Annotated in this window: 23 protein-coding genes and 1 pseudogene; 20 read left to right on the forward strand and 4 right to left on the reverse strand. The window is 55.6% G+C overall.

All coding sequences use genetic code 11. The features are described 5' to 3' along the window. Window positions 1-49: 49 nt before the first annotated feature. The 3 genes from CCALI_RS04705 to CCALI_RS15960 are packed head-to-tail and all read right to left on the reverse strand — an operon-like array spanning window position 50 to window position 2,777. Entirely contained in the window at window positions 50-1,006 is a 957-nt protein-coding gene (locus CCALI_RS04705; RefSeq protein ID WP_016482331.1) for a type II restriction endonuclease, read from the reverse strand. Beyond that, window positions 1,003-2,601 (reverse strand): DNA methyltransferase, encoded by a 1,599-nt coding sequence (locus CCALI_RS04710; RefSeq protein ID WP_016482332.1) that lies wholly within the window; start codon window positions 2,599-2,601, stop codon window positions 1,003-1,005. The genes CCALI_RS04705 and CCALI_RS04710 overlap by 4 nt, the downstream gene beginning before the upstream one ends. A gap of 5 nt (window positions 2,602-2,606) precedes the next feature. Further along, a complete protein-coding gene (locus CCALI_RS15960; RefSeq protein WP_016482333.1) occupies window positions 2,607-2,777 on the reverse strand; it encodes a hypothetical protein in 171 nt (56 codons plus the stop codon). 225 nt (window positions 2,778-3,002) lie between these two features. On the opposite strand from CCALI_RS15960, the gene CCALI_RS04715 reads away from it, so the two are divergent. Next, on the forward strand, window positions 3,003-3,308 hold the full coding sequence (locus CCALI_RS04715) for a hypothetical protein (RefSeq protein ID WP_016482334.1): 306 nt from the start codon (window positions 3,003-3,005) through the stop codon (window positions 3,306-3,308). Between the two features lie 845 nt (window positions 3,309-4,153). Here the strand turns inward: CCALI_RS04715 and CCALI_RS04725 are convergent. Beyond that, a complete protein-coding gene (locus CCALI_RS04725; RefSeq protein WP_016482335.1) occupies window positions 4,154-4,444 on the reverse strand; it encodes a hypothetical protein in 291 nt (96 codons plus the stop codon). A gap of 204 nt (window positions 4,445-4,648) precedes the next feature. Here CCALI_RS04725 and CCALI_RS04730 point away from each other — a divergent pair, with 204 nt between their 5' ends. The 19 genes and pseudogenes from CCALI_RS04730 to CCALI_RS04815 all read left to right on the forward strand — a co-directional run bounded on the left by CCALI_RS04730 (window position 4,649) and on the right by CCALI_RS04815 (window position 24,632). After that, window positions 4,649-5,191 (forward strand): division/cell wall cluster transcriptional repressor MraZ, encoded by a 543-nt coding sequence (locus CCALI_RS04730; RefSeq protein ID WP_016482336.1) that lies wholly within the window; start codon window positions 4,649-4,651, stop codon window positions 5,189-5,191. 4 nt (window positions 5,192-5,195) lie between these two features. Continuing rightward, a complete protein-coding gene (gene rsmH / locus CCALI_RS04735) occupies window positions 5,196-6,176 on the forward strand; it encodes a 16S rRNA (cytosine(1402)-N(4))-methyltransferase RsmH (protein WP_044949844.1) in 981 nt (326 codons plus the stop codon). 15 nt (window positions 6,177-6,191) lie between these two features. Then, on the forward strand, window positions 6,192-6,569 hold the full coding sequence (locus CCALI_RS04740; protein ID WP_016482338.1) for a hypothetical protein: 378 nt from the start codon (window positions 6,192-6,194) through the stop codon (window positions 6,567-6,569). Window positions 6,570-6,571: 2 nt separating this feature from the next. After that, a complete protein-coding gene (locus tag CCALI_RS04745; RefSeq protein WP_016482339.1) occupies window positions 6,572-8,473 on the forward strand; it encodes a peptidoglycan D,D-transpeptidase FtsI family protein in 1,902 nt (633 codons plus the stop codon). Between the two features lie 134 nt (window positions 8,474-8,607). Further along, a complete protein-coding gene (locus CCALI_RS04750) occupies window positions 8,608-10,152 on the forward strand; it encodes a UDP-N-acetylmuramoyl-L-alanyl-D-glutamate--2,6-diaminopimelate ligase (RefSeq protein ID WP_016482340.1) in 1,545 nt (514 codons plus the stop codon). Continuing rightward, window positions 10,152-11,561 carry a UDP-N-acetylmuramoyl-tripeptide--D-alanyl-D-alanine ligase gene (locus tag CCALI_RS04755; RefSeq protein ID WP_016482341.1) on the forward strand — a complete coding sequence of 470 codons (1,410 nt, stop codon included), beginning with the start codon at window positions 10,152-10,154 and terminating at the stop codon, window positions 11,559-11,561. Before CCALI_RS04750 ends, CCALI_RS04755 begins: the two co-directional genes overlap by 1 nt. After that, window positions 11,554-12,582: a phospho-N-acetylmuramoyl-pentapeptide-transferase gene (gene mraY, locus CCALI_RS04760; protein ID WP_016482342.1), complete on the forward strand. Its 1,029-nt coding sequence runs from the start codon at window positions 11,554-11,556 to the stop codon at window positions 12,580-12,582. The genes CCALI_RS04755 and mraY overlap by 8 nt, the downstream gene beginning before the upstream one ends. 1 nt (window position 12,583) lies before the next feature. After that, window positions 12,584-13,702: pseudogene (gene murD / locus CCALI_RS04765) on the forward strand (UDP-N-acetylmuramoyl-L-alanine--D-glutamate ligase); the annotation flags it as partial. Next, window positions 13,633-14,010, forward strand: coding sequence for a glutamate ligase domain-containing protein (locus tag CCALI_RS16905; protein ID WP_425481263.1), 378 nt, complete (start codon window positions 13,633-13,635; stop codon window positions 14,008-14,010). The pseudogene murD and the gene CCALI_RS16905, both read left to right, overlap by 70 nt. Continuing rightward, entirely contained in the window at window positions 14,007-15,212 is a 1,206-nt protein-coding gene (locus tag CCALI_RS04770) for an FtsW/RodA/SpoVE family cell cycle protein (RefSeq protein WP_016482343.1), read from the forward strand. Before CCALI_RS16905 ends, CCALI_RS04770 begins: the two co-directional genes overlap by 4 nt. Next, complete coding sequence (murG, locus tag CCALI_RS04775; protein ID WP_016482344.1) at window positions 15,209-16,354, forward strand: undecaprenyldiphospho-muramoylpentapeptide beta-N-acetylglucosaminyltransferase; 1,146 nt, start codon at window positions 15,209-15,211, stop codon at window positions 16,352-16,354. Before CCALI_RS04770 ends, murG begins: the two co-directional genes overlap by 4 nt. Before the next feature lie 15 nt (window positions 16,355-16,369). Next, window positions 16,370-17,788 (forward strand): UDP-N-acetylmuramate--L-alanine ligase, encoded by a 1,419-nt coding sequence (gene murC, locus CCALI_RS04780; RefSeq protein WP_016482345.1) that lies wholly within the window; start codon window positions 16,370-16,372, stop codon window positions 17,786-17,788. Continuing rightward, window positions 17,785-18,873: a D-alanine--D-alanine ligase family protein gene (locus CCALI_RS04785; RefSeq protein WP_016482346.1), complete on the forward strand. Its 1,089-nt coding sequence runs from the start codon at window positions 17,785-17,787 to the stop codon at window positions 18,871-18,873. Before murC ends, CCALI_RS04785 begins: the two co-directional genes overlap by 4 nt. Further along, window positions 18,863-19,711 (forward strand): cell division protein FtsQ/DivIB, encoded by an 849-nt coding sequence (locus CCALI_RS04790; protein WP_016482347.1) that lies wholly within the window; start codon window positions 18,863-18,865, stop codon window positions 19,709-19,711. Before CCALI_RS04785 ends, CCALI_RS04790 begins: the two co-directional genes overlap by 11 nt. Continuing rightward, window positions 19,708-20,481 (forward strand): DUF881 domain-containing protein, encoded by a 774-nt coding sequence (locus CCALI_RS04795; protein ID WP_016482348.1) that lies wholly within the window; start codon window positions 19,708-19,710, stop codon window positions 20,479-20,481. The genes CCALI_RS04790 and CCALI_RS04795 overlap by 4 nt, the downstream gene beginning before the upstream one ends. Further along, window positions 20,478-20,936, forward strand: a complete 459-nt coding sequence (locus CCALI_RS04800; protein WP_016482349.1) for a small basic family protein — start codon at window positions 20,478-20,480, stop codon at window positions 20,934-20,936. The genes CCALI_RS04795 and CCALI_RS04800 overlap by 4 nt, the downstream gene beginning before the upstream one ends. A 24-nt stretch (window positions 20,937-20,960) precedes the next feature. Further along, window positions 20,961-22,196 (forward strand): cell division protein FtsA, encoded by a 1,236-nt coding sequence (ftsA, locus tag CCALI_RS04805; RefSeq protein WP_016482350.1) that lies wholly within the window; start codon window positions 20,961-20,963, stop codon window positions 22,194-22,196. 69 nt (window positions 22,197-22,265) lie between these two features. Next, window positions 22,266-23,378, forward strand: coding sequence for a cell division protein FtsZ (ftsZ, locus tag CCALI_RS04810; protein WP_016482351.1), 1,113 nt, complete (start codon window positions 22,266-22,268; stop codon window positions 23,376-23,378). Window positions 23,379-23,480: 102 nt separating this feature from the next. Continuing rightward, window positions 23,481-24,632, forward strand: coding sequence for a cysteine desulfurase family protein (locus CCALI_RS04815; RefSeq protein ID WP_016482352.1), 1,152 nt, complete (start codon window positions 23,481-23,483; stop codon window positions 24,630-24,632). Window positions 24,633-24,687: the final 55 nt, after the last annotated feature.

Raw genomic sequence — 24,687 nt, forward strand, 5'->3', positions numbered from 1 at the left:
GGATTTGGTGCGGCGTCAGGTGCAAGCGCGTGGTGGGCGGCGCTATGTTCTACAATCCGCATAGCCATCGAGATATTGATGCAACTTGTCTATGGTTATTCAGATTTGCAGCATTGCTGAGCAAGCCAGTCTCTAATTGATTCCAGATCTCGTCTGCCATTCTTCTTTCAATTGCTGCCCCAATGAAGAAAGTGTGAGGAGAGTAACCTGCTTTGGAAAATGCTTGGCGTATACGGTCGATGGCTGCGCGTGCGGTCTTCCAATGTTCATCTGCCCCTGCAGGATCTATGCCGCCTTTGAGTTCACCAAGGGCAAAGTATGATTCGGGGATTTTAAACTCAGTAGCTTGTAATTCCTGCGGATCGAGGCTAAACAAGCACATATCTACATTGCTCTTAACCAACGGTACAGTCAGATTGTAAATCAGGGTGCGATGTTTGCCTTGGATTCGCCAGCTCAGGCCACGTAAAGACAACTCTATTTCCGCATCATCACCACTTACATCAATCCACTGCCTGGTCATTAAGTGCTGCCACCTGTATTCAATGCCAGCGATTCTGAGGGTTGAAACGATAGCGCGGGTGATTTTTCTCTGTGCTAATGCACCACCAATGTTTCGCATTGAGCCGCCGAGCGCATCTCCACGTGTCAATAGAAACCTGTAAACCAATTCTTCAACAAATTTCTCTCCGGCCGGCTCGAGAAAATTCTTGATGAGACTCTTGATAGCTTCTATCTTGTCTTCGGACTGTAAGTGAACAAGAGCTTTGTCAGACAAACCAGCGGCTGTCAAAAGTCCAGTCTCTATGCCATTGATGTTAAGCAAGTCAATGGGTGTTTTTGCCTTTGATGCAGCTTCTTGTAGCGCTCTCGCTTCCACAACAAACGGCGTAGCGCGTCGGTTTTTCTCAAGGGCAAGCGCCACAAAACCAGTGCGAGTAGCTTCATAGGTGGTCACAAGGTCTTCACTGGATTCAAGATGGTCGTGGTACGGGCGTTTGATCATTGCTGCTTTCTCCAAACATAAATGCATTTTCTAAGCTCTTCGCGCCCATGCTCCCCCATTTGTTGACTGCTGTTGCCCTTGCCATTAGGTAGAACAAGGATATTCTCCACTTGAAAGCCCAGTTTCTCGCCGATGTTAGAGAGAATCATATCCACTGAAATGCTCGCACCCGCATATCGAACATTGTCATTGACCATAAAGAGCAATGCACCAGGCTTGAGGACACGTGCACACTCAGCAATGACACACGCCATCTCGTAGAAATAGCCTCTGACCATTCTGGGAATACCGTTGTTGTTCAGTTCTCCTCGCGCCTTTTGGGCTTCCAAATATTTCAAGATAGCCTGTAGCAGCTCTTGCTCATCAGCAGCAGCGAGCGCGGTTTTCCATTTTGGATTCATCTTAAGTAGTTCTTTCGCACGATTTTCGACTGTGCTGCTGAGCATTGCCTGGCGCAGATTCGACAACTCTTTTTCATTTATGCCAAGTATAGCCAGCTCAAGTGCGTATGTCCGCGTATAATCGTAGCGATTACAGTATGGTGGAGAGGTGACGATAGCATTATAAGAATTCTCCTGAAGCTTTGGTAAGACTTCGAGGCACGATCCAGCATACAGGCGAATTTCTCCCTGATATTTCTCCGGAGGAAGGAGACTAGTCGGGTGAGTGCGAGAAATATCGGATACAATTTCATTGATCTTCTCGCAAATGGCTTTCTCGAAACTCAAGATTTCACCTTTGTCAAAAGGTTTCTTCCCCTGGGTGCGCCCAGAACGATAATCCCAGCGCAAGTATTGTCCATCCTTACGTGTAAAACTAACTGGCTCTAGAGCGCAAAGCAATGCAAAGCGTAACACCGCCTGAACTCGGACGTTCTCTTCTTGACAAGCGCCCAAATACTTCTGGATGGCTTCCCTTGTCCTTTCGGGATAAGCCCCCTGGGTGATGCGCAACTCTGGCAAGGGAACTCCCTTTTCTGATTTTTCCCAAACCCGCAAAGCAGACCATTGCCGTAAGCGTTCAAAGTCGTCAGGTGTAAACTCTGCGTCCAAGATTTTCTTCGTGGTAATGATCTGCTGACCTATGGGGAGAATTTCGATGCCATCTGCATTTATACCCATCGCACTTGCGGCAAAAAGGGTTGTTCCACTCCCCGCGAAGGGGTCTAGAATTCTGCCCGCACGGATGTTATACCTTTGAAGCAGATACTCGACCAATGAAGCTGAAAAGGCCTCTTTGAATTTGTACCAACGATAGATAGGTCTATTTTTATTGGCTTGAAAACTGACAAGAGAGCGATTGAGCATGGGTTGAAGAACGAACTTGCTCCTGAAATGCTCCAGCAGGTGCTGGTCAAGACGAGAAATATCGGACAAGCCACTGCCGTCCTCACCGTTACGGAAGGTCTTGATCGGCTGCAACGGCACGGCTATGGTGTCGGCCAGGATGTCCTCCTCCCGTTCCTTGTCGGCATAGACAAGCTCGTATTCCTTCTTGGTATCAAAAAGGCTTGTTTTGTAATCCTCCGGCAAGGGCTTGCCTTCCCTGAGGAGGCTTACGATTCGCTCGATCTCCTGCTCCGAAAGTTTACGCATGGCTGTTACCCTTGCCTTTCCTTCTGCTTGCTCTCCCACTCCTGCCGGTCTTTCTCAACCAGGTCACGGATGATGGAGACAATGGAGGCGTTCTGCTTCTGCTTCTGAAGCTCCAGGGCTTTCTCCTTTAGGAAGAAATACTGCTCCTCGGTAAGTTCGATCGTCGTCTTGCGCATATTCGTTTTACTCCCGGTTTCCCTAAGACGGTCCCTCTGTTTAGCCCTATCGCAATAATTATATGAATATGGGTGGAGAAAGTCAAGCGGAAAATCGCCTGTCTCCCGCCATACCCTTGAACCCCCACTATTAGTAGAGGGGAAATCTGTGTTTGCCCCATGAAGGCTTGCAATCTGCGCTTTTAAGGAGGTGAGAAGAATATAGCAAAAGTAACCGGGCCTTTGATGTCCATTGATGCCAGCGGCGCCTTTGCAGATACGATGGTCTATGCCAAGTGGAAGGGGATCAACTACAGCAGGCAGTATGCCATCCCTTCCAATCCCAGGACGGCTAATCAGCTCTATATCAGGGACTACTTCACTACGGCTGTAGCGGCCTGGCAGGCAGAGGATCAGGCAACCAAAGACGCCTGGAATCAGGCGGCAAGCGGGAAGCCACCCTCCGGGTTCAACCTTTATGTGGGCGAATATGTAAGCTACAGGATGGCCAACGGCGGGGCAATGCCTCCGTCTCCGTTCATGCCAAGCTAATCATCCGGGCTGGGCGGCTCGGAACGAGGCCCTTGCATCACTGTTTGGGGTGCAGGGGCTTTTCTTTTTGTTAGGGAGACTTCCTCCGTTTCTTCTCCGATTATCTTTCGAAGAGGGAGCCCCTTGAGGGGCGGACGGGTGCGGGCACACCAAGGGCGCAGGCGCAAGACCGCAAAGTGGGCTGAAGCCGCCCAACTGTGAGCGCAGATCTGCGCTCCTATGGTCGCGATCCTTCTTGTTGTCTGGAGCAGTTCATCTGAGCGGTTTTTCCGAGAAGCAAGAGTTGGCAAAGGCTCTCTCCACCTGCTTGGAAGGCTGTGAAGAACCTCCATTACGCCAAGCGTTGACAGTGTCTTTACAGCGTTGAAAGGCTAGGGACGAGGAAGTCAAGACGCTGTTGCGGACGCCAGGTTCGAGCACAGCGGATCGAACGGAGCTGTTACGAGCGGAGTCCTCTGAAAGCAAGGCAGAGAACGATTAAGCAGAGAAGGGTTTAGTAGACATGGTTTAAAAGGAGGTTATCGTTGAGGTTGTAGGCTTTGTAAATAGAGTCCTAGCTCTATAGATTGGCTTCGCGTTGCCTGCAGCACGAAACAGATGGAGTAGCTTTATTTAGTTTGAGAGAGCTGTATGGTCTCACGTTGGAGTTGACAGGAGTTGACGGGTTTACAGGGCTCGTTGCATTCAGCTTTTGCCCTAAGTAGGATGTGAACGCACCGCTTCCTATCTCCTGTGCAAGCGGGCTTTAGGGCGGAATAAGTCCCCCTCTCCCTCTGGGAGAAGGCTGGGTGAGAGAAACCTTCTCCCCTGGGAGAGGGTAGGGGGAGGGAACAACCTCTACGAATTCAAAGTATCGGCTGAGGACGCTTGGGGCGCCAGCCAGGCACTCGAAAAAGAGAGGGCGTGTACGATTCCTCCGGAATAGAGAGCACCGTGCAGTGGGGAAAACGCCGCGCCAAAGCCTTTGCAACCCTCCACTCGGGCTCAAACCAGAGCGTCAACTCGTACCTGGCAATGAGAGAAGCGGAGTAGGTATAAGCGTCCCACCGGGCGAGAATGGCAGCCGGCGTTCGCCCCCCAAAAATGTTCCCGGTCATCCGAAAACCGTAGTTCGGCATCCATAACGATTCAAACATGGTATCTTTCCCCCTCCTCTTCTTTTTTACGTTCCCCAAAAAAGAAAATTTTTCCTGCTGTCCTATTGACAGGCCTCCACGAACCTGGTAGAATTGTGGGGTAGAGTGGTAACTCGGTAGGAACTTGGTGGTAACGAAGTGGAGTTCTTATCCCAAAATTTCTAAATGAGGACTTCCTCTAACGAGGCAAGAGGACAGGGCGCTATGCTGATCGACTCTCCCGCTTTGCGAATGTGGGGGCGCTTCGAGCACGCACTTGATGATAAAGGGCGTGTGATCATTCCGCAGCGCTTCCGCGAAACGCTGGGGAGTAAATTCGTGCTTACCATAGGCCCCGATCACCATATTCGTGCCTACCCCTTGCCGGTTTGGGAAGCCCTTGAAAACCAACTGATCAGTTCCTCCCTCTACGATGAGCTTGATCCCGACCTTATCTTCCTCCAACGTATGTTCGGGAACTGCGAATTTGTTAGTCCCGATCGCGAGTTCCGCCTCTCCATCCCCCGTCACTTCCGCGAGTGGGCCGGGATGGAGGAGGGCGACATTGTGGTGATTATCGGCAGCGGAACGCGCCTTGAGATATGGAGCCGTGCCGGATGGCGCGCTTGGAGCGAACACCTTACGGAACAGGAGGCGGGCATTGCGTCGCGCAATCGCTTGAGCCTCCAACCCGTGGCAGGAGTGTCCGCCGCCCCAACCCGCCCCACCCCAGGCGAAACCGTGCCGACACAGGAGGGTACCGCTTGATATGATGACGAACTCGATTGAACGCTACAACCACCAACCCGTGCTCCTCCAGGAGACGCTGCAGTTTCTTGCCCCGCGCCCAGGCGAAACGTTCCTCGACGCTACCGTCGGAGGCGGCGGTCATAGCCTCGTCATCGCGGAGCACATCCGCCCTCACGGCACGCTCGTCGGGCTTGACCGAGACGCCGAGGCGCTTGCCGCTGCCCAACGTACCTTAAAACAGTTTTCTTCGCAAAATCATATTCTCCTGCTTCATGGCGACTTTGGCCATCTCGGCCAAATCCTTGATACCACCATTGGCGCACCGACAACCTTCGATGGCATCCTCTTCGATCTGGGTGTCTCTTCCTATCAACTCGACGCCGCGCGCGGGTTTAGCTTTCGCCGAGATGAACCGCTCGATATGCGCATGGACAGAAGCAAGGGTGAAACGGCCGCGCAGCTTCTTCGAAGGGTTTCGGAGACGGAGCTGGAGCGGATTTTGAAAGAGTACGGCGAGGAACCCTGGGCACGGCCCATTGCGCGCGCCATTCACGCGGAACTCAAGAAAGGCCGCCCCATTCAAACAACCGGCCAACTGGCGGCGTTGGTGGAGTGCACCGTGCCACGCCGCGCTTGGCCACGCTCCATCCATGTCGCCACCCGCACCTTTCAGGCCCTTCGAATCGCCGTTAACGATGAGCTGAAACAGCTACAGACCGGGCTCGCCGCCGCCATCGAACGCCTGAACCCGGGCGGACGTATCGTTGTCATTAGCTTTCATTCCCTAGAAGATCGTATCGTAAAACGCCTGTTCGCCTATAAAGCCGGTAAGCATGTGGGCCTCGACGCCGCACCGCCCGTCGTTCCCAACCCCTCCTCTCGGACTCCCGTGCTCGAAATCCTTACAAAGAAACCGGTACGCCCCTCCGATGAGGAGCTGCGTCGTAATCCACGGGCACGTAGTGGACGCTTACGTGCCGCACGACGCCTTCCATTACCTTAAAACCAGGAGCGTGAAATGCCAACAGCAAGAAGTCCACTCGCAAGACCACCGGCCCAGCGTCACGGTGTCGCTGCGCCTAAACGGCCTGTCCCAGCCCCGGCGAAAGCGGCCTCCGTCCCCATCGGGATTCAACTCCATCTCGTTCTGCTTGTGGCGCTGCCCACGTGCGCCCTCGGACTTCTCTATTTCGGCTGCTGTGCCTGGCTTAACCAAGAGAGCTTTCGGCGGGACCATCTCCTCGCCCAGATCCGGATTGAAAAGGAGCGCGCCGTGCAGCTCGAACGCGCCCTGGCTCAGATCCGCTCGACATCGCGCATCGAAAAGGAAGCCACCCAACTCGGCCTGACTCCGGCCGACCCAAGAAAAACCATCACGCTTGGAGCTACCCCCTGAGCATGAAACGTACCCAGAGAAAAGGCGATGTCTTTTCGCAACGGCGGCTCCTTCTGGCCGGCGGCCTCATTACCCTTACCTACCTAGGCCTTATGGCACGTCTAACCTACCTACAGGGGTTTCAAGGTCGAAAAATTCGCGCAGCCGCCTTTCAAAGCCGTATCGAGGATATCCCCAGCAAAGCCCATCGCGGGGCCATCTTCGACGCCGAAGACCGCCCCCTCGCCATAGATACCTACAGCGGCACCGCGGGCTTCGACCCCGCCGTTCTGGCCAATCCCTTTATGGACAGCGCCACTCGCAAACGGCTGCAACAGCGCTTGACAAACGACCTCCCGCGCGCGGCCATGCTCCTAGGGATCCCCTTGTCGCAGCTGAACACTCAAATACAACAGGCCGTGGCCGCCTATCAACAACGTCTGGCGGAAGGGCACTATGCCGAACATGGTTTTTATCCGCTGAAGTATGGCCTTACCCAAACGCAAGCGCAGCTTTTTAAAGCGGCACATCTCTGCGGGTTCGGCGTTCAGGATAATCGCGTACGACGCTACCTCTGCGGCGCCGATGCGGCGCAGGTCATCGGCTTTGTTAATCCGAGCGGACAGGGCGTCCTCGGTTTGGAACAGGGCTGCGACCGATGGCTTAAAGGCACCGATGGTTATGCGGAGGTGGAACTCGATGCCCATCGCCACGAGATACCAAACACCCTGCATCAGCTGCGCCTGGCAAACAACGGGCTGAACATCTACACCACTCTCGATGCCGACGCGCAACATATTGCCACCGAAGAGGCCATGCGCATATGGAATCAGTTTCATCCACATGGCGTCTCTGTGGTCGTTGTAGACCCTCGTTCCGGCGATATTCGCGCCCTGGTCAGCCTACCTAGCTTTAACCCAAATCCACTGCCGAACGCCCCACAGAAACGTTCGCCTATACCCTTCGATTCCATCTATGATCGCTGCACCGCCTATTGCTATGAACCCGGGTCCACCATCAAGCCCCTGCTCGTCTGTGGGGCCTTGCAAGAAGGGGTCATCACTCCGCAGTCCTACTTTCACTGCAGCGGCGAGTTTCGGGTGCAAGGACGCACCATCCATTGCGCTCATGGAGAAGTTCACGGCGACGAGGATGTCGCTAAAATTCTGCGTGTCTCCTGCAACATCGGGGCAGCTCAGATCGGTCTGCGGCTTGGCGGCCAACAACTGAAAGCGATCTATGCCCGCTTTGGCCTATTTACCCGTCCCGATCTGCCCTTGCCCGGCATCGCACGAGGACACTGGTCGCTAGATAAGTACGAGGCCCCCTACTGCGCCGCAAAAACCGCTCGTGCGGCCTTTGGCCAGTCCGTCACGGTCACTCCTCTCGGCCTGGCAATGGCCTACGCCGCCATCGCCAACAACGGTCTCCTCATGCAACCGCGCCTCGTCACCGCGATGGTCTCCAGCGATGGCCGCGTTGTCGAACGTATTCCTCCAACCCCCGTACGTCAGGTGATATCTCCCAGCGTGGCCAGGGAGGTACGCCAGATGCTGTGCGGTGTTGTTACCTCGGGCACCGGCCAACCTGCCGCCATCCCTGGCTATATAGTGGCCGGCAAAACCGGCACCGCTACCAAATATCGCCCTGGCGCCTATATCGGATCTTTTATCGGCATGGTTCCCGCCGACCCAAATACCGTGCCCCGTGCTGTCATTCTGGTAATGGTGAATCAACCAACTACCGGCCGCTACTACGGGGCCGAGGTCGCCGCTCCGGCCTTTCACAATATCGCCGCGCGACTGATGGCTCTCTGGCGTGTTCCCCAAGACGACCCTCAAAACACACAGGCCATCGCCGCTGGGCAACTGCCGAAAGTCGCCTTTCTGCCGTCTACGCTGCCGACCAAAACGAATAGAAATTAGGCCACTCCGCCCGATTCTGGCACGCCATGCGGCAGCTCTTTGACGGAAACACAGCGCCTGAAGCGATGATGCAGGAAACCTGTTCGGCGTTCTATACTAAAATAGAAATACTTAGCGATTTGGGAAACAAGCCGATGTCTAAACCATTGCATCATTTGATAGCAAGACTGCCGAATGCTGCTGTCTCTTCCACAAACAACCCATCTATTGCAGGACTTACTCACGACTCACGGGCGGTTAACCCTGGGTGGCTTTTCGTATGCCTTATAGGCCAAAACTTCGACGGCCATCAGTTCGCCCCTCAAGCCGTTGAACGCGGGGCGGCAGCGGTGGTGGTGCAGCAGGACGCTCTTGAAAAACTTGGCATTACGCTGCCCCCGCATATCCCCATTGTGAAAGTGCCGGATACACGTAAGGCATTTCCTCTGCTCGCCTGTGCCTTTTACGACGATCCTTCGCATACGTTGCGGGTCATTGGGGTTACGGGAACCAACGGTAAAACCACGACGACCCACATGATCGCCAACATTCTCCGCACCGCCGGAGAACGCGTGGGCACCATAGGCACGCTCGGTGCCGAGCTCGATGGTGCCACCCTACCCAGCGAACATACCACCCCTGAGGCAGACCAACTGCAGGAGCTGCTGGCCACCATGCGCGACCAAGGTGCCGATTCGGTGGTGATGGAGGTCTCCTCTCACGCACTGGCTCTCTATCGCACGGATGGCATCGCCTTTAGGGCGGGAGTGTTCACCAATTTAACGCAAGATCATCTCGATTTCCACAAAACGATGGAGGCCTACTTCAACGCAAAGGCACGCCTCTTCACCGAATATCCGGTGCTCTATCCGCGCCCCGACAAAGCCGAGTTCATCTCCGTTATCAACGTCTCTCAGTGGGAGGGCAGAGAGTTGGTGACTTTGGCACGGGGCGACATCATTACCTACTCCGTAGATGCCAACGACCCGGCCGTGCTTCGCCCCGAGTCGATCACGCTCTCAGCCACCTCCACACAGTTTGTCGCCTGTTACGATTCCGGGACCGAGCGTTTTGAGCTGCCCATCACGGTGCCGCTCGGAGGCGCTTTCCAAGTAGGAAACGCCCTCGCCGCCATCGCTACCTGTCTTCGGCTCGGCGTAGATAGGCAAGCGATCGCACGAGGGCTAGCGAACTTACCGCCCGTGCCTGGCCGCTTCGAGCCGGTTCCAACAGCCCATAGGGGCTTCAGCGTGATCGTAGACTATGCCCATACCCCGGATGGACTGCAGAACCTACTGCAATCCGCCTTACGTCTTCAGCCAAAGCGACTTATCTGTGTCTTCGGCTGTGGAGGTAATCGTGATAGAGGCAAACGGCCTATTATGGGCAACTTGGCAGCCACCATGGCCGACATCGCCATCGTCACTTCGGATAACCCACGTCATGAAGACCCAAACGCGATCATCCAAGAGATTCTCACCGGCATGAACCCAGAGCGCGACCCTCATATCAAAGCGCAGATCATCGTGGAGCCCGACCGACGTGCTGCCATCTATAAGGCCGTGGCGCTCGCCCAGCCCGGTGATATGGTGCTTATTGCTGGTAAAGGCCACGAAGACTACCAGATCGTTGGTGACACTAAGTTTCCCTTCGACGATCGTCAGGTAGCTCGAGAGGCCCTGCAAGGAGAGACGCCCTAATGCCGCTTTTTTCCATTGAATGGGTATGCGAAGTGCTCAAATCACCGCCTGTCGGCAACCCAAACACCCTCGTCGAGAGCGTAAGCATAGATACGCGCACGCTCCAGCCGGGCGCCCTCTTCTTTGCCCTTACAGGCGAGCATACGGATGGACATCGTTTTCTGCAACAGGCTGCCGAACGCGGTGCAGTCGCCGCCATCGTCAAAATCCCTCTCCATGACCTCCCCATTCCACAGATCGTTGTGCCCGATACGCTTCGTGCTTTGGGCGATCTAGCTGCCCACTACCGTCGTCGGTTTCCCATTCCTCTGGTAGGCATCACAGGTAGTGTAGGGAAAACATCCACGAAAGAGCTGACGGCAGCCCTCCTTCGTACGCGATACACAACTCTCTCCAACCCTAAAAACCTTAACACGGAGATCGGCGTACCGCTTACCCTCTTTCAGCTTGCATCCCATCATGAGGTGGCCGTTATTGAGATGGGAATGCGGGGACTAGGCCAAATTGACCGACTTGCCGAGATCGCCTCTCCCAACATCGGTGTCATCACCAAAATCGGCTATGCGCACATCGAACTGCTCGGCTCTAGAGAAAAGATCGCTGAGGCAAAATCGGAGCTACTCGCGCGGCTTCCTGCAGATGGAATCGCCGTTTTACCGGCGGAGTGCGACTTCCTCCCCTACCTTCGCAGCCGTGTTGCCTCCACCTGCCGTATCATCACTTTCTCCGGCACAGGCTCCCCGGCCGATGTTTCGGTAAAACCTCTTGAAGCGCGCGAAAAAGGGTCTTTGCGATTGGCCTTAGACCTTCATGGTCATCGTCATACGGTGCAGATGACAGCTTTAGGTAGCCACCAGGCGCACAATGCCGCCGCAGCTTTGGCGGTGGCTCTCGCGTTGGAGGTCCCTCTTGAAAAAGCGCTTACGGCTCTATCCCAGTGGCCAGGGGCAGAGGGGCGGATGACCTCACGGCGGGCGCAAAACGGAGCCTGCGTTCTTGACGACTGCTATAATGCTGGCGTTGAAAGCATGCTCGCCGCGCTGCAGACGCTCGCGAGCCTCACCGGCCCAGAAAACCGTGTTGCCGTGCTAGGCGACATGAAGGAGTTAGGCGACTTCGCGCTGAAAGCGCACCAGATGGTAGGGCAAGCGGTTGCCCAAATAGGCCTGCGTCTTCTTATCACCGTGGGAGACCTCGCCCAACAGATCGCGGAGGAGGCAAACAGGAATCTTCAACCAGGCGTGCCCCTCTTGCACCAGCACTTTCCCACTTCCGAAGAGGCGGCCAAAAACATCGGGCTGCATATTCGTCCCTCGGACACGGTATTGGTTAAAGGCTCTCGCGCCATGCAGATGGAGCAGATCGTGAGCGCCCTCACAGGCACCCCTACAGGAGAGACTCATGCCTAGACTTGTCTTTGCCTTCATTGTAACCTTTCTTCTCTCCTCGCTGCCTGGGTCAAAACTGATCGCACGCCTAAGGGCCATGCAAATCGGGCAAAACATCAGCGAAGATGCCCCCCAAACCCATACCAAAAAGCAGGGCACACCTACCATGGGAGGGCTTCTCATCCATTTTGGGCTGACACTTGCCATGTTAGCCTATATCGGCTTTTTTCAGTGGGATATGCACCGACATCTCATCGGTGATTTAAAGCTACTTCCCCTCCTCCTTCTCACCCTGGCGTTTGGAGCCATCGGCTTTTTAGACGACTATCTTAGCCTCAAAAGAGGAAAGAACCTTGGCCTACGGGCGCGCGAAAAGTTCTTGGCACAGTGCCTTGTCGCCGCTCTCTTTGTCCTTTGGTTAGCGCTCACATCGAATTCCGACATCAATCTGGTCAACATCGCGCCGGTTCAACTAGGTTATTACAGCCCCATCGCCCTCTACGGTTTCTACTATCTGCTTTGTCTTCTGCTGATTGTGGGGTTTTCCAATGCGACGAACTTCGCAGATGGTCTCGATGGTCTCTCCGCTGGGTTGAACCTCATAACAGCGCTGGCGCTGGCCGTGCTGGTCTACTCCACCGAGCCCACCATCGCTTTCTTCTGTATCGCGCTGGCGGGTTCGCTCGCCGGTTTCCTCTGGTGGAATGCCTATCCCGCACGCGTTTTCATGGGCGACACGGCCTCTTTAGCCATCGGTGCTGGCCTGGCCGGTGCGGCCATCATGGGAAAACAGGAGGTGGGATTTGTGGTGGCCTCTCTTGTCTGCTGGGCAGAGCTGGTCTCCGTCATCGTTCAGGTGCTCGTTTTCAAATATCGCCGCAGGCGTCGTGGGTTAGACTACGCGAAAACCCATCGTGTGTTTCTTCGTACCCCCCTCCATCATCACTTTGAGGAGCTAGGTTGGCCAGAAACCCAGGTGGTACTTCGCTTTTGGCTCGCAGGCCTCGTATGCGCTGCGCTCGCCTTGCTTTGGAGATACTAGAATGGAACCCGTCGGCAGCTGGAAAGGAAAGCGCGTTACCGTGGTGGGTGCCGGGAGAAGCGGCCTCGCCGCCGCCGAGGCCTTGCACCAACTGGGCGCGGCGGTGCTTGTCGCCGACCAGAAACCGCTTGAACAGCTACCTGCCACAACGGTGACGAAATTGAGGGAGATGGGGGTCTTCCTCTGTGCGCCCGCCACCCCGGAGAACGCTTTCTACCCAGACACACAGCTCGTGGTTACTAGCCCCGGCGTGCCGAAAGGGAATCCTCTTCTTCAGAGCGCCCTCCAAAAGGGTATTCCCATCTGGTCAGAAATAGAGCTGGCTTATCGTCTTACCAACCTCCCTATCGTAGCGATAACCGGTACGAACGGCAAAACCACCACTACCCTGCTGATCGCCGATATGCTCCAACAGAGCGATATTCCAGCCATTCCCTGCGGCAACATCAGCGCCGATGAGATCAAAAAAACGTTGGTGGAAGCGGCAATGCAGCAAAACGTTCCCCCAAACACCACCCTCGTGGCGGAAGTATCGAGCTTCCAACTGGAATGGACGCAGAGTTTCCGGCCGAAAATTGGCGTGCTTACCAACATCACGGCCGACCATTTGGATAGGTACGCAAGCATAGAGGAGTACGCACAGACAAAAGCGCGGCTATTTGCTTATCAAACGCCAGAGGATTTCGCCGTGCTTAATGCCGATGACCCCATCACACAAACGCTGAAGACAGCCGACTTTCAGGCCCAGCTCTGTTGGTTCAGTGCCCAGGAAGAGCCGAAGGGCTCCATTGCCGCATGGCGTAAAGGGGATCGGCTTTTCTATCGTTCTTCTGCGGCCACAGCAACCCCTCTCTTGCCCATCACCGATTTTCCAACATCCTTGCCCGGCGTTCATAGCGTGGAGAACGTGCTGGCCGCCGCCATAACGGCTTTGCTCCTTGGCGCCACCCCAGAGGCCATAGCAGAAGCCGTCCGCCGTTTCAAGGGGGTTCCTCACCGCATGGAGATCGTTGCCGAGAGTGAGGGTGTACTCTACATCAACAACAGCATGTGCACCAACATCGCGGCCGCCACGCGTGTGCTGGAAGCACTTTCGCGGCCAGCTATCGTGATCGCCGGAGGGGCAGAAAAAACTTGGATTTTGCTCCGCTCACCCCGGCACTTGTTCGCCATGCGAAAGCCCTTGTGCTTATTGGTGAGGCGGCCGACCGTATGGAGCAGACTTTCAGAAGAGGAGGGTTTCAGGCCATCCATCGTGCGGCTTCGCTAGAGGAAGCGGTGCACACAGCGCACGCTCTCGCATCGCCCGGAGATATCGTCATCTTATCGCCTGCCTGTGCAAGTTTCGACATGTTTGCCAATTTCGAAGCTCGTGGGGCCGCTTTCCGCTCCGCCGTTAAGGCCCTTCTCAAGGAGCAAGAACCATGACGACATCGCGCCAGCCGGAGCTAGGGCTGTTCGTTACCGCTGTTATCCTTACAGTTATTGGGCTTTGGATGGTGCTAGATACCAGCTATGCCCAAGCGCTCTATAACCCACACCTTGCTCACGATCCGTTCTTCTTTGTGAAACGGCAAGCGCTTGGCGCTTTCATCGGTTTCTGCACGCTAAGCTTGCTCCTCTATACCGATTACCGACGACTGCGCGTCGCCGCCATCCCTGCACTGCTCGTGGGAATTGGGCTCCTTATAGCGGTTCATATTCCTCACGTAGGCATCCGAATGAACGGCGCCGCCCGGTGGATACGCCTCGGGCCCCTCAGTTTTCAACCCTCTGAAGTTGCTAAGCTCTGCTTGATTCTCTACGTGGCTGCCCGTCTCTCCGTACCGCGTCTTGAAAGCCAAAAAGAGCCGCGACGCTCGCGCCGAGCTAAAACTGCTGTTTCCCTAGAGCATCTAGCGCCCGTTTTGCTGGTAAGTCTGCTTTATCTTATGCTTATCGAGAGACAACCCGACCTCGGAACCGCCTTTGTGCTGTTCCTCACCTTGCTCACCCAACTTTTCCTGGCCGGCGTACGCAAACGGCACCTGCTGCTTTTCACGGGCATGATCGCCTTTTTAGTGCTCATCACAAGCCTTTTTGGGAGAGCTAGTGGGAACCGACAAGAGCGCATTCTCGCCTTTTTGCATCCTCAAAAAGACCTTCAGGGTATTGGCTATCAAATCTATCATGCGCGCCTAGCTGTAGGCTCTGGCGAATGGACGGGGCTTGGACTAGGAAATGGAAGGGAGAAATACTACCTTCCACAAGCCGACTCGGATTTCGTTTTTGCAACCTATGCCGAAGAGACGGGGTTGGTGGGTGTGTGCATCTTATTGGTGCTCTTTGGCATTATCAGCTGGCGTGGCTTTGCCATCGCACGCCACACGCCTGATCGGTTCGGAGCGCTGCTGGCCGCGGGTCTAACAGCTCTTATCACCTGGCAAGCCATTGTAAACGTCGCGGTGGCGTCCGATTCGATTCCGGCAACGGGTGTCCCTCTTCCCTTTATCAGCTATGGTTCTACATCTCTTGTTCTAATGTTGGCCGATATCGGGCTGCTTATGAACATCGCACAACAGGCCGCCCTTTCCAAGCGGTCGGCCGTAGAGAAGATTTCCGCACCTCCAACATGGGAGGGTTCGTCATGAGAGTCGTGGTGACAGGGGGAGGAACCGGTGGTCATATCTTTCCTGCGCTGGCCGTAGCTGAAAGCCTCACCCAGCTTCGGCCCGCAGCGGAAGTGCTCTATATTGGTAGCGCTAACGGCATGGAAGCCCAGATCGTTCCAGAATACGGGTGGCCTTTTCAGCCTATCACCGCCCGTAAGCTTCGTAAGGTGCTTTCCCCTTCCACTCTGTTGGTTCTCTGGTCGCTTTGGAACGGCTATAAGGAGGCACGAACCTATCTTCGTCGGTTTCGCGCCGAGGCGGTTCTCGGCACAGGCGGCTATGTGGCCGCCGCCGCCGTGTTGGCCGCCGCACGTGAGGGCATTCCGTCGGTTATCTGCGCTCCCGACGTTGTGCCAGGTCGCACCAATCGTCTCCTTGCTCGATGGGCACAACGTGTCTGTATCGCTTTTCCAGCCTCTGCCGCCTACTTTCCGCCGGATCGCGTGGTGCTTACGGGGTTGCCGCTACGACGGGGCATCATTGCTCCCAAACAGATCACGCCTCAGGAGGCAAGGCAACACTTTCCCAGTCTCTCTTCCGAGCGCTTCACCCTTCTCGTACTCGGCGGAAGCCAGGGCGCACGCGCCATCAATCAAGTGGTTCTGCAGACGGTACCCGTTTTGCTGGAGGCCGGAGTGCAGATTCTTCATCAGATAGGAAAGCGCGACTTCCCTGAGGTTTCGAACCAGCTCGAAGCGCAGGGCCTAGCCCATAGGGAGGGCTACCATCCTTTTGCGTTTCTAGAAACGGAACAGATGGCCTACGCCTACCGTGCCGCCGATCTGGTGGTGTGCCGCGGTGGCGTTTCCAGCCTTTCGGAGATCTTAGCCAATGGGCTACCCTCCATCGTTGTGCCCCTGCCCACAGCGTATGCCGACCATCAAACCCATAACGCGCGCGCCTTGGAGCAGGCTGGAGCCGCATTGTTGCTTCCTCAATTTTCGTTAACGCCCGAGCGACTGGTTCAACTTGTGTTGGGACTACAAAACGAAGCGACCCGACGTGAACAGATGCGCAATGCCGCCTTGGCGTTGGGGCGCCCCGATGCGGCCGAATCGGTCGCCAATGAAATTCTCTCACTCGTCGAGGCCCGACAGGGTAAAATAGCTTCTTTAAAATAGGGATCTCTTAGCGCCATGATCAGCGAGCTGCCAAAACATATTCATTTCATCGGTATTGCCGGTGTGGGGATGAGCGCCCTCGCCCAGGCGGCACTGCGACGCGGGGTAAAGGTGAGCGGGTCCGACCCTCACGCCCAGGCCGACTCCAACCCAGCTGTGGCAAGGCTTTTAAAGGAGGGCGCCGAGATATTCGATTTTCATGCACGTGAAAACCTCGCGCCGTCCGTTGACATGGTAGTTGCCTCTGCTGCTGTTCCAGAAGACAACCCGGAGTTGCAAGAGGCCTACCGAAGAGGGATTCCCGTCCTTTCGCGCGCGGCCTTTCTCGGCGCCCTAATGGATGAACATCGTGGCCCCACCTTAGCTGTCGCCGGCACCCATGGAAAAACCACCACGACAGCGATGATCGGCGTGATGTTGCAACAGGCCGGTAAAGACCCCACCGTTTTCGTAGGCGCAGAGGTGCCTCAGCTCGGCGGAAATGCCCGCATAGGTGCCCCATCGGCTCCTTTTATCACAGAAGCTTGCGAAGCCTATGGCTCTTTTCTACATCTTCACCCTCACTATGTGGTGATCACCAATATCGAAGCCGATCACCTAGACTACTATCAGACCCCAGAAAATGTAGTGAACGGCTTTCGGAACTTCGCATCCCAAATCCGCTCTGCCGATGGAGCGCTTATCGTCTGCCGAGACGACCCAGGGGTGCAACAGCTTCTCAAGGACTTCCATCCGCCTTGCGCTCTCTACACCTACGGCCTCAGCGATGTTAGAATTTTAGAGGAGGGCCAGCACACCCGCTTTCTTTGGAACTTTGAAGGGCGTGAGTTAACCCTAACCCTTCATCTTCCTGGCCGGCATAACCTGTTGAACGCCCTTGCGGCCGCTCTATCGGGGCAGCTTCTCGGCCTCACCGAAACGCAGATCGCAGAAGGACTAGCGGCTTTTACGGGAGCGGAACGGCGACAAGAACCGATTGGCACAGTGCGCTTGCCAAATGGCACCATCCAGATTATAGATGACTATGCCCACCATCCAACAGAAATACGCGCGACTCTTGCGGCGCAGCGTCAAGTCCATCCTCGTTCTCGCCTTATCGTTGTGTTTCAACCTCACCTCTACAGCCGAACCCGCGACTTTCTGAACGAGTTTGCTACGGCCCTTTCTGAGGCCGACGCGGTCATCGTCACCGATATCTATCCGGCACGCGAGCGCCCTATCCCCGGCGTGCGCGCCGCCGATATCGTGCACGGCATCGTGCGTCTAAAACCTTCTATGCCGGCCATCTTTCTTCCAGATAAAACCGACGCTCCCAAGATGCTGCGCGCGCTAGCGCAACCAGGTGATGTCGTGCTGTTTCTTGGAGCCGGCGATATTCGTGACGAGGCCATCACCTTCTTCCATCTCCTTCAAAAGGCAGGGCTTGCCGAATGAGCTCAACCGGTAGAAAATACAGGGTCCTGGTTCTAATGGGTGGCAGCTCCTCCGAACGCGCCGTCTCCTTGTCTAGCGGCCAGATGATCCTTGAGGCGCTCGATCCATCGCGTTACGACGCCGTAGGCGCCGATATGGATGCCCTGTTCTATTTAGCCTCACAGCATCTCGTGAGCCTTTCGGAAACGGGAGTATCGCTGCCGGGCCTCGAATGGCTAGAAAAACAGCGACAGCGTCTTTTGCCCGCCTCCGCTGTCGTGCGTCCCGATGTCGTTTTTATTGCTTTACACGGGCGAAACGGCGAAGATGGCAGAGTTCAGGGTCTTCTGGATCTCCTCGGCATCCCCTACACGGGCTCAGGCGTTCTGGCTAGCGCTTTGGCAATGAATAAGCATCTCTCCAAACAGCTTTTTCGAGCCGATGGCCTGCCAATCGTTCCTGACATTGCCGTTGTGCGTGGCAAAATGCCCTCGCTCACTTCGCTATTGGAAGACATCACCGCACAATGGGGTGGCCTCCCTGTTTTCGTAAAGCCCAACGAGGAAGGCTCTAGTGTGGGCTGTACCCTGGTAGAGCGCCCAGAACAGCTTGAGACCGCTATTGAAACCGCCCACTGCTACGACGCTTTGGCACTTATTGAACCGTATGTATCCGGGACCGAGATAACGGTGGGCGTTCTGGAACATCCGGAGACTGGCGATGTAGAGGCGTTGCCGGTGGTGGAGATCGTTCCGAGATCGACTTTTTATGACTATGACAGTAAATATACTATGGGTGGTAGCGAACATATCATCCCGGCACGACTGCCCGCAGAGGTGCTTTCAAAAGCCCAGCAGGTCGCCACGCGCTGCCATATGCTGTTAGGATGCCGTGGGATGTCCCGCACCGACCTGATCGTCGCGAACCAGGAACCGCTGATCTTAGAAGTGAACACGATACCTGGAATGACGCCTACAAGCCTCTTGCCAGATGCTGCGGCCTCTGCCGGAATTTCGTTTGCTGAGCTAGTGGAACGGCTTATCCGCTGCGCCCTTCGCCACACGATCCCTCCAAAACAGGAGGTCACCACGGCTTATGATAGCTGATCTTCCTCCCAAAAGTTATCGTTCCACAGCCAAAAAACGCCGGTTGGTGGTGGGGACACTATCCCTACTGCTTTGTATTGAGGTTGCTTGTGCCCTTTTCACCTCGCCCTATTTGAGGGTAAGCGACGTTGTGGTCAAAGGGCTAGCCGACTTGTCTCCCCAAGAGATAGACCTAACCCAACAAACAGCCGCGAAGCTTTTAAGACATAACTGGTTTATTGCGCCCACGCACTCGGTTCGCCAAGCGTTACATCACTTGCCGTGGGTGCGATCGGTGCATATCGTTCGTCATTTTCCGCACACGCTACGGTTGGTCATTGGGCTACGTCAGCCCTTCTGTCGCCTCGTGGTTGGCTCGACAACTTATGAAATGGATGACGAAGGAGTGCCCATTCGATTAGCACGCAGCTCCCTGCCCCCTTTGCCTACTATCCATCTTCCACAAGAAGCTATTGTCTGCGGCAGACCGCTTGAAGACATCGAGATCGGCGCCCTGCTCACTATTCTCAAGCAGAGTCGAATAGAAAATCATCCTGCCATTGCAGACGTGGAGGTTGATTCTGAGCGAAATATATGCTTAAATATGTCTGACGGTATGCGCGTGCTCTTCGGCCAGGCGGAGGAAATAGAGCAGAAGATCGCTCTCCTGAATCGGATTTATGAACTACAGCCCAATGTTGCACAACTACTTTCTGTTGTCAATCTTACGTGTCCATCGCATCCAGCGGCAATTCCGCGGCTCGCCTATCTGAAAGCGACCTCCCAACCGGAGGCGTCGAGCCCATCGCATTCCATACCATCGCCGCCAAGAAACGAACGGAGCAAAATCCAAGGATGAACATTTTTACCTCGAACATAAGTCACAGGTCCTTTATTTGGCAGCTTACGGCGCTCTGCTTCATTCTAGGACTTATTCTTTCGGCCACTTGGCGCGTTGTTACCCAGTTTTCTCGTGCCGGCACAGGCCCACAGCGCGAAGGGTTTGTCTATGGTAGCAGCATGGATACCGCCAAAAAACTTGAGGACTACCAAAGCGAAATCAAGCACCTTCGAGACGAAAACCAAAAACTCAACGATGAGCTTGCCCGCAGAAAGGGCGGTGCCGACACCATTAATCAGGAGCTGAAGGATGCCCGCAAATTCGCAGGGCTAACCGATCTGGTTGGCCCTGGCGTTGAGGTGATCCTCAACGACAACACAAAGCAGTCGGTCTCCGCAGATTCACCTTATACCCTGCAAAACCTCATTCACGATACCGACATTGCGGAGGTTGTGAACGAACTGCGCGCCTCCGGTGCCGAAGCCATTGCTGTGAACGGCCAGCGCATCGTGGCCACAAGCGCCATTCGCTGTGTGGGGCCAGTTATCCAGGTCAACGGTGTACCAACCACTCCTCCCTATGTGATTCAGGCCATTGGAGATCCAAACGCACTTTGGGGAGGTTTGAATCTGCCGGGCGGCCTTTTGCAACAACTGCGCGAAGTGAGCCCCAGCATGGTGCGGGTAGAACGGGTGCAGAAACTTCATATTCCTGCCTACGCGGGCAGCACCCAGATGCGCTATGGTCGTGTTCCAACAACTTCCGATGTAAACGAGACAACGAAATGAAATCTTGGCAAGTCCTTTTACCGGTAACCGGTCTTATTGCCGGCGCCGCGATGGGAATGGAGGCCTTCTCCTTGTTTAAATGGCACGTTCCCCCCCAACTGGCGCCCTACCTGTCGCTGGCCGCCCTCGCCGGGCTAGATACCGTGTTCGGAGGCATACGCGCAGGCATTGAAGGCCGCTTCCAAAACGATATCTTCACAAGCGGCTTCATTCTTAATACCTTGCTGGCTGCTCTGCTCGCCTGGATCGGCGATCACCTCGGCATTAACCTGGCCTTTGTGGCCGTTCTCGTTCTGGGGGCACGGGTGTTCAATAACCTCTCCCTCATCCGGCGCTACTACCTGAACAATCTCGCGCTAGCCAGAAAACGCCAGCAGGAAGAGGCCGCCGCCCAGCAAGCCGGCTACAACCCCACCCCGATCGCCTCTAAATCGGAGATCGGTGAAGGAATCTAAACCTTATGACTCGGAAAAGATAGCGTGCCAAAACAGCCAACAATTGCCGCACTCGACATAGGAACAACCAAAATATGCGCGCTTATCGCCGAACTGCATGGTCCCCAAGAGATCGTGGTGACCGGCGTAGGGCTGGAGCCATCTCAGGGGATAAAGCGGGGTGTCGTCGTAGATTTAGAGGCAACCGCTCGCGCGGTGGAACAGGCCCTTTCGAAAGCCGTACAGCAGGCCGGCTATGACATTGAGGCTGCCTATGTGGGGGTAACAGGGGAACATATCGCCTCTCTCAATACGGAAGGCAGCATCACGATTACCCATCCTAACCAGGAAATAACGCCGACGGACGTTGCCCACGTCATTCAGGTAGCCCGTACCATTACCCTGCCGCCGGACAGACGTATTCTTCACACCATTCCGCGCGGCTTTACAGTAGACGGTCAATGCGACATTCGCGATCCGATAGGCCTAAGTGGAAAGCAACTCGAGGTAAGCCTGCATATCGTTCATGGGGCAACGACCCTCCTGGAGAACGTTGAGAAGTGCGTGACGCGGGCAGGAGTTGCCATCATCGAGTCGGTACTTGAACCGATCGCTACTGCAGAGGCCGTGCTGCTGGAAGCAGAGAAGGAACTAGGCGTCTGTTTGGTGGATATTGGAGGGGGTACGTCGGATGTGGCCGTGTTCCAAAATGGGGCTATCTGCCACTCATCCGTCGTGCCAATCGGCGGCAACCATGTGACGAATGACCTTGCCTATGGCTTAACCGTCGCCCCAGAAGAGGCTGAAAGGCTCAAAACCGAGAGCGGCAGCGCTTCGCCAAAACTCGTCGTTGAGGAAGAGCTTGTGCAAGTGCATCAGTTGGGGCGGGAAAAGTCGAGGCGACTTCCTCGCATGGAGCTTGTACACATTATCGAGCCTCGCATGCAAGAGCTGTTTGAGATGGTACGAGACGATCTAAAATCAGAGGGCCTGCTAGGGCAGGTGCCTGCGGGGCTCGTGCTGAGCGGTGGTGGAAGCCTTTTGGCCGGTTGTGAAGAGGTAGCTCATGACGTGCTGGCGCTGCCGGTTCGGCTTGGTACTCCGGCGCGACTTGGCGGCTTGGGAGAGACGCTAACCCACCCCATGTACGCCACGGCAGTAGGGCTTTTGCGTTATGGAGCCGCACGCCAATCGAAAGCGCCCGTGCAGGCCGCTTATCGCCGGGCGACAGGGCTACTGCCCAACCTGATCAAATGGTTTCGTAGGTTCTTCGATGTGTAGCTTATCTGACGCAAACGGATAGGGGCGCAAACCAAACATACGAAATATTAAAGGGGGATATACCTGCCGATGATAAATAATAACCTGATTGGAAGCAATCTGCCCGACCTCGGTTCTGCACGTATCAAAGTCGTTGGTGTTGGCGGTGGTGGCACCAATGCGGTGAACCGCATGATCGAGGCGGGTCTTACTGGAGTCGAGTTCATCGCAATGAACACGGACGTCCAGGTACTGAATATCTCTAAAGCTAATCGCAAACTTCAGCTTGGTGAAAACTCCACGCGCGGCTTAGGAGCCGGAGGTGACCCGAATCTGGGGCGCATGGCCGCCGAAGAGAGCAAGAGCGAGATCAAAAAAGTGCTCGACGGAGCCGACATGGTCTTTATTACCGCGGGTATGGGCGGTGGCACGGGCACGGGCGCGGCACCTATCATCGCCGAAATTGCACGGGAAATCGGTGCCCTTACCGTGGCTGTCGTCACAAAACCTTTTAAGTTTGAAGGCCCCCTGCGGGAACGCCTTGCCGAAGAGGGCATCGAGACCCTGAAAGCCCGCGTGGATACCATTATCGTGGTGCCAAACCAACGCCTACTCTCGATAAGCGATCGCCATATGACGTTGGTAGACGCCTTTAAAACCGCCGATGATGTCCTCCGACAAGGTGTTCAGGGCATTTCCGACATCATTACCATCCCCGGCATGATCAACGTGGACTTTGCCGATGTGAAGGCCATTATGACCGGCGCCGGCCCAGCGCTTATGGGCATCGGTATGGCCGAAGGCGACCATCGTGCCGTCGAAGCCGCTCAGATGGCTGTCTCCTCCCAGCTTCTAGAGACCAGCATTAACGGAGCTACCCGTGTGCTCGTGAACGTGACCTCCGGCAACGATCTCACTCTCTCCGAGTTCAATGAGGCCGCCGACCAGATCGCGCAACTCTGCGACCAACGCGATGCCAATATCATCTACGGATGGGTTCCAGACCCCAGTATGGAGGGTGCTGTGCGCATCACGGTGCTCGCCACCGGTTTTGGGAGTATGGACAGCCGCCCGCAGCAGCCGACGGGGCAACAACCGACCTCGGCTCAGAAACCAGCCCCACCCCAGCCAACCAAACCGCAGGAGCCAGAGCGGGTTACGCCCGAAGATATTGATATTCCCGCCTTTCTGCGCCGACGCTAGCGATTGCGCGGGAACAACTCTCTCGGCTCATGAGTAGAGTATACCGGTATATTCTAAAGGGCTTAATGGCCCTATTGTTTTTGTGTTGCTGGAAAACCTGCTGTGGGAACGAAAGAGATAATCTATCTAGATCATGCAGCTACCACCCCTATCGAGCCAGAGGTGTTAGAGGCGATGTTGCCCTGGCTTCAAGAGGGCTTTGGTAACCCCTCCAGCATTCATCGGCTTGGACGTGAGGCGCGAGCCGCGCTCGATTCGGCTCGCGATTCGGTGGCCGCTCTTATCGGCGCCGATTACAGTGAAATCTACTTCACCTCAAGCGGCACCGAGGCCGACAACCTAGCCATCATCGGTACGATGCTCGCTGCGCCCCCCACTAAAAACCATCTGGTGGTCTCCGCCATTGAACACCATGCGGTGCTTCATTCCGCACACTTTCTGGAAACGCTGGGCTATCAAGTAACGGTCGTACCGGTAAACTCTGACGGGCAGGTAGAACCGCAGGCCGTTGCCGAGGCCATTACAGACTCTACGACACTTGTCTCCATAATGCATGCAAACAACGAGATCGGAACGATTCAGCCGATAGCGGAGATAGCCGCGATCGCGCATGAGCGGGGGGTGCTCTTTCACACCGACGCCGTGCAAACGGCGGGGCTGCTTCCGATCCACGTGCACGAACTAAATTGCGACCTTCTTTCTCTTAGCGCCCACAAACTCTACGGGCCTAAAGGGGCTGGCGCTCTCTACATTCGTCAGGGACTTAAAGTATCCCCCATCCTCCACGGAGGTGCACAGGAAAGAGAAAAACGAGCCGGCACCGAGAATGTGGCGGCCCTCGTTGGCTTTGGTAAGGCGGCAGAGCTTGCGCGGACGCGGCGTCCAAAAGACGCCGTAACCATCGCCGCGCTTCGCGATAGGCTCCAGCAGAAACTCCTAGAGGGGTGCTCGGAGCTCCGTATCAATGGCCATCTCAGCCACCGCCTTCCTAGCATTCTTAACGCTTCCGTGGAAGGCATCGAGGGTGCGACCTTGCTGATGAACCTCGACCGACTTGGTATCGCTGTCTCTAGCGGTGCCGCCTGCTCTTCTGGCTCCATTGAGCCTTCTCACGTCCTGCTAGCTCTCGGACTTCCGCCCTCTCTTGCAGCCAGCGGCATTCGCTTTAGCATTGGCCGTCACAATACCTTCGATGAGATAGACCGCGCTGCCGAGGCCTACCTCTCCATCGTTCATCGCCTTAGGAGGAACTGAGCATCGCGTGGCACGTTCTCTCCCCGACTCGTCTATCCGAGTCGGAGACATTTTG

Origin of the sequence: Chthonomonas calidirosea T49, assembly GCF_000427095.1 — a bacterium.
In the GTDB taxonomy this organism is placed as follows: Bacteria; Armatimonadota; Chthonomonadetes; order Chthonomonadales; family Chthonomonadaceae; genus Chthonomonas; species Chthonomonas calidirosea.

Bases quoted from the DNA above. Each gene is read 5' to 3' on its own strand.
- CCALI_RS04705 (WP_016482331.1), bottom strand. From the start codon at position 1,006: ATGATCAAACGCCCGTACCACGACCATCTTGAATCCAGTGAAGACCTT.
- CCALI_RS04710 (WP_016482332.1), bottom strand. From the start codon at position 2,601: ATGCGTAAACTTTCGGAGCAGGAGATCGAGCGAATCGTAAGCCTCCTC.
- CCALI_RS15960 (WP_016482333.1), bottom strand. From the start codon at position 2,777: ATGCGCAAGACGACGATCGAACTTACCGAGGAGCAGTATTTCTTCCTA.
- CCALI_RS04715 (WP_016482334.1), top strand. From the start codon at position 3,003: ATGTCCATTGATGCCAGCGGCGCCTTTGCAGATACGATGGTCTATGCC.
- CCALI_RS04725 (WP_016482335.1), bottom strand. From the start codon at position 4,444: ATGTTTGAATCGTTATGGATGCCGAACTACGGTTTTCGGATGACCGGG.
- CCALI_RS04730 (WP_016482336.1), top strand. From the start codon at position 4,649: ATGCTGATCGACTCTCCCGCTTTGCGAATGTGGGGGCGCTTCGAGCAC.
- rsmH (WP_044949844.1), top strand. From the start codon at position 5,196: ATGACGAACTCGATTGAACGCTACAACCACCAACCCGTGCTCCTCCAG.
- CCALI_RS04740 (WP_016482338.1), top strand. From the start codon at position 6,192: ATGCCAACAGCAAGAAGTCCACTCGCAAGACCACCGGCCCAGCGTCAC.
- CCALI_RS04745 (WP_016482339.1), top strand. From the start codon at position 6,572: ATGAAACGTACCCAGAGAAAAGGCGATGTCTTTTCGCAACGGCGGCTC.
- CCALI_RS04750 (WP_016482340.1), top strand. From the start codon at position 8,608: ATGTCTAAACCATTGCATCATTTGATAGCAAGACTGCCGAATGCTGCT.
- CCALI_RS04755 (WP_016482341.1), top strand. From the start codon at position 10,152: ATGCCGCTTTTTTCCATTGAATGGGTATGCGAAGTGCTCAAATCACCG.
- mraY (WP_016482342.1), top strand. From the start codon at position 11,554: ATGCCTAGACTTGTCTTTGCCTTCATTGTAACCTTTCTTCTCTCCTCG.
- CCALI_RS04770 (WP_016482343.1), top strand. From the start codon at position 14,007: ATGACGACATCGCGCCAGCCGGAGCTAGGGCTGTTCGTTACCGCTGTT.
- murG (WP_016482344.1), top strand. From the start codon at position 15,209: ATGAGAGTCGTGGTGACAGGGGGAGGAACCGGTGGTCATATCTTTCCT.
- murC (WP_016482345.1), top strand. From the start codon at position 16,370: ATGATCAGCGAGCTGCCAAAACATATTCATTTCATCGGTATTGCCGGT.
- CCALI_RS04785 (WP_016482346.1), top strand. From the start codon at position 17,785: ATGAGCTCAACCGGTAGAAAATACAGGGTCCTGGTTCTAATGGGTGGC.
- CCALI_RS04790 (WP_016482347.1), top strand. From the start codon at position 18,863: ATGATAGCTGATCTTCCTCCCAAAAGTTATCGTTCCACAGCCAAAAAA.
- CCALI_RS04795 (WP_016482348.1), top strand. From the start codon at position 19,708: ATGAACATTTTTACCTCGAACATAAGTCACAGGTCCTTTATTTGGCAG.
- CCALI_RS04800 (WP_016482349.1), top strand. From the start codon at position 20,478: ATGAAATCTTGGCAAGTCCTTTTACCGGTAACCGGTCTTATTGCCGGC.
- ftsZ (WP_016482351.1), top strand. From the start codon at position 22,266: ATGATAAATAATAACCTGATTGGAAGCAATCTGCCCGACCTCGGTTCT.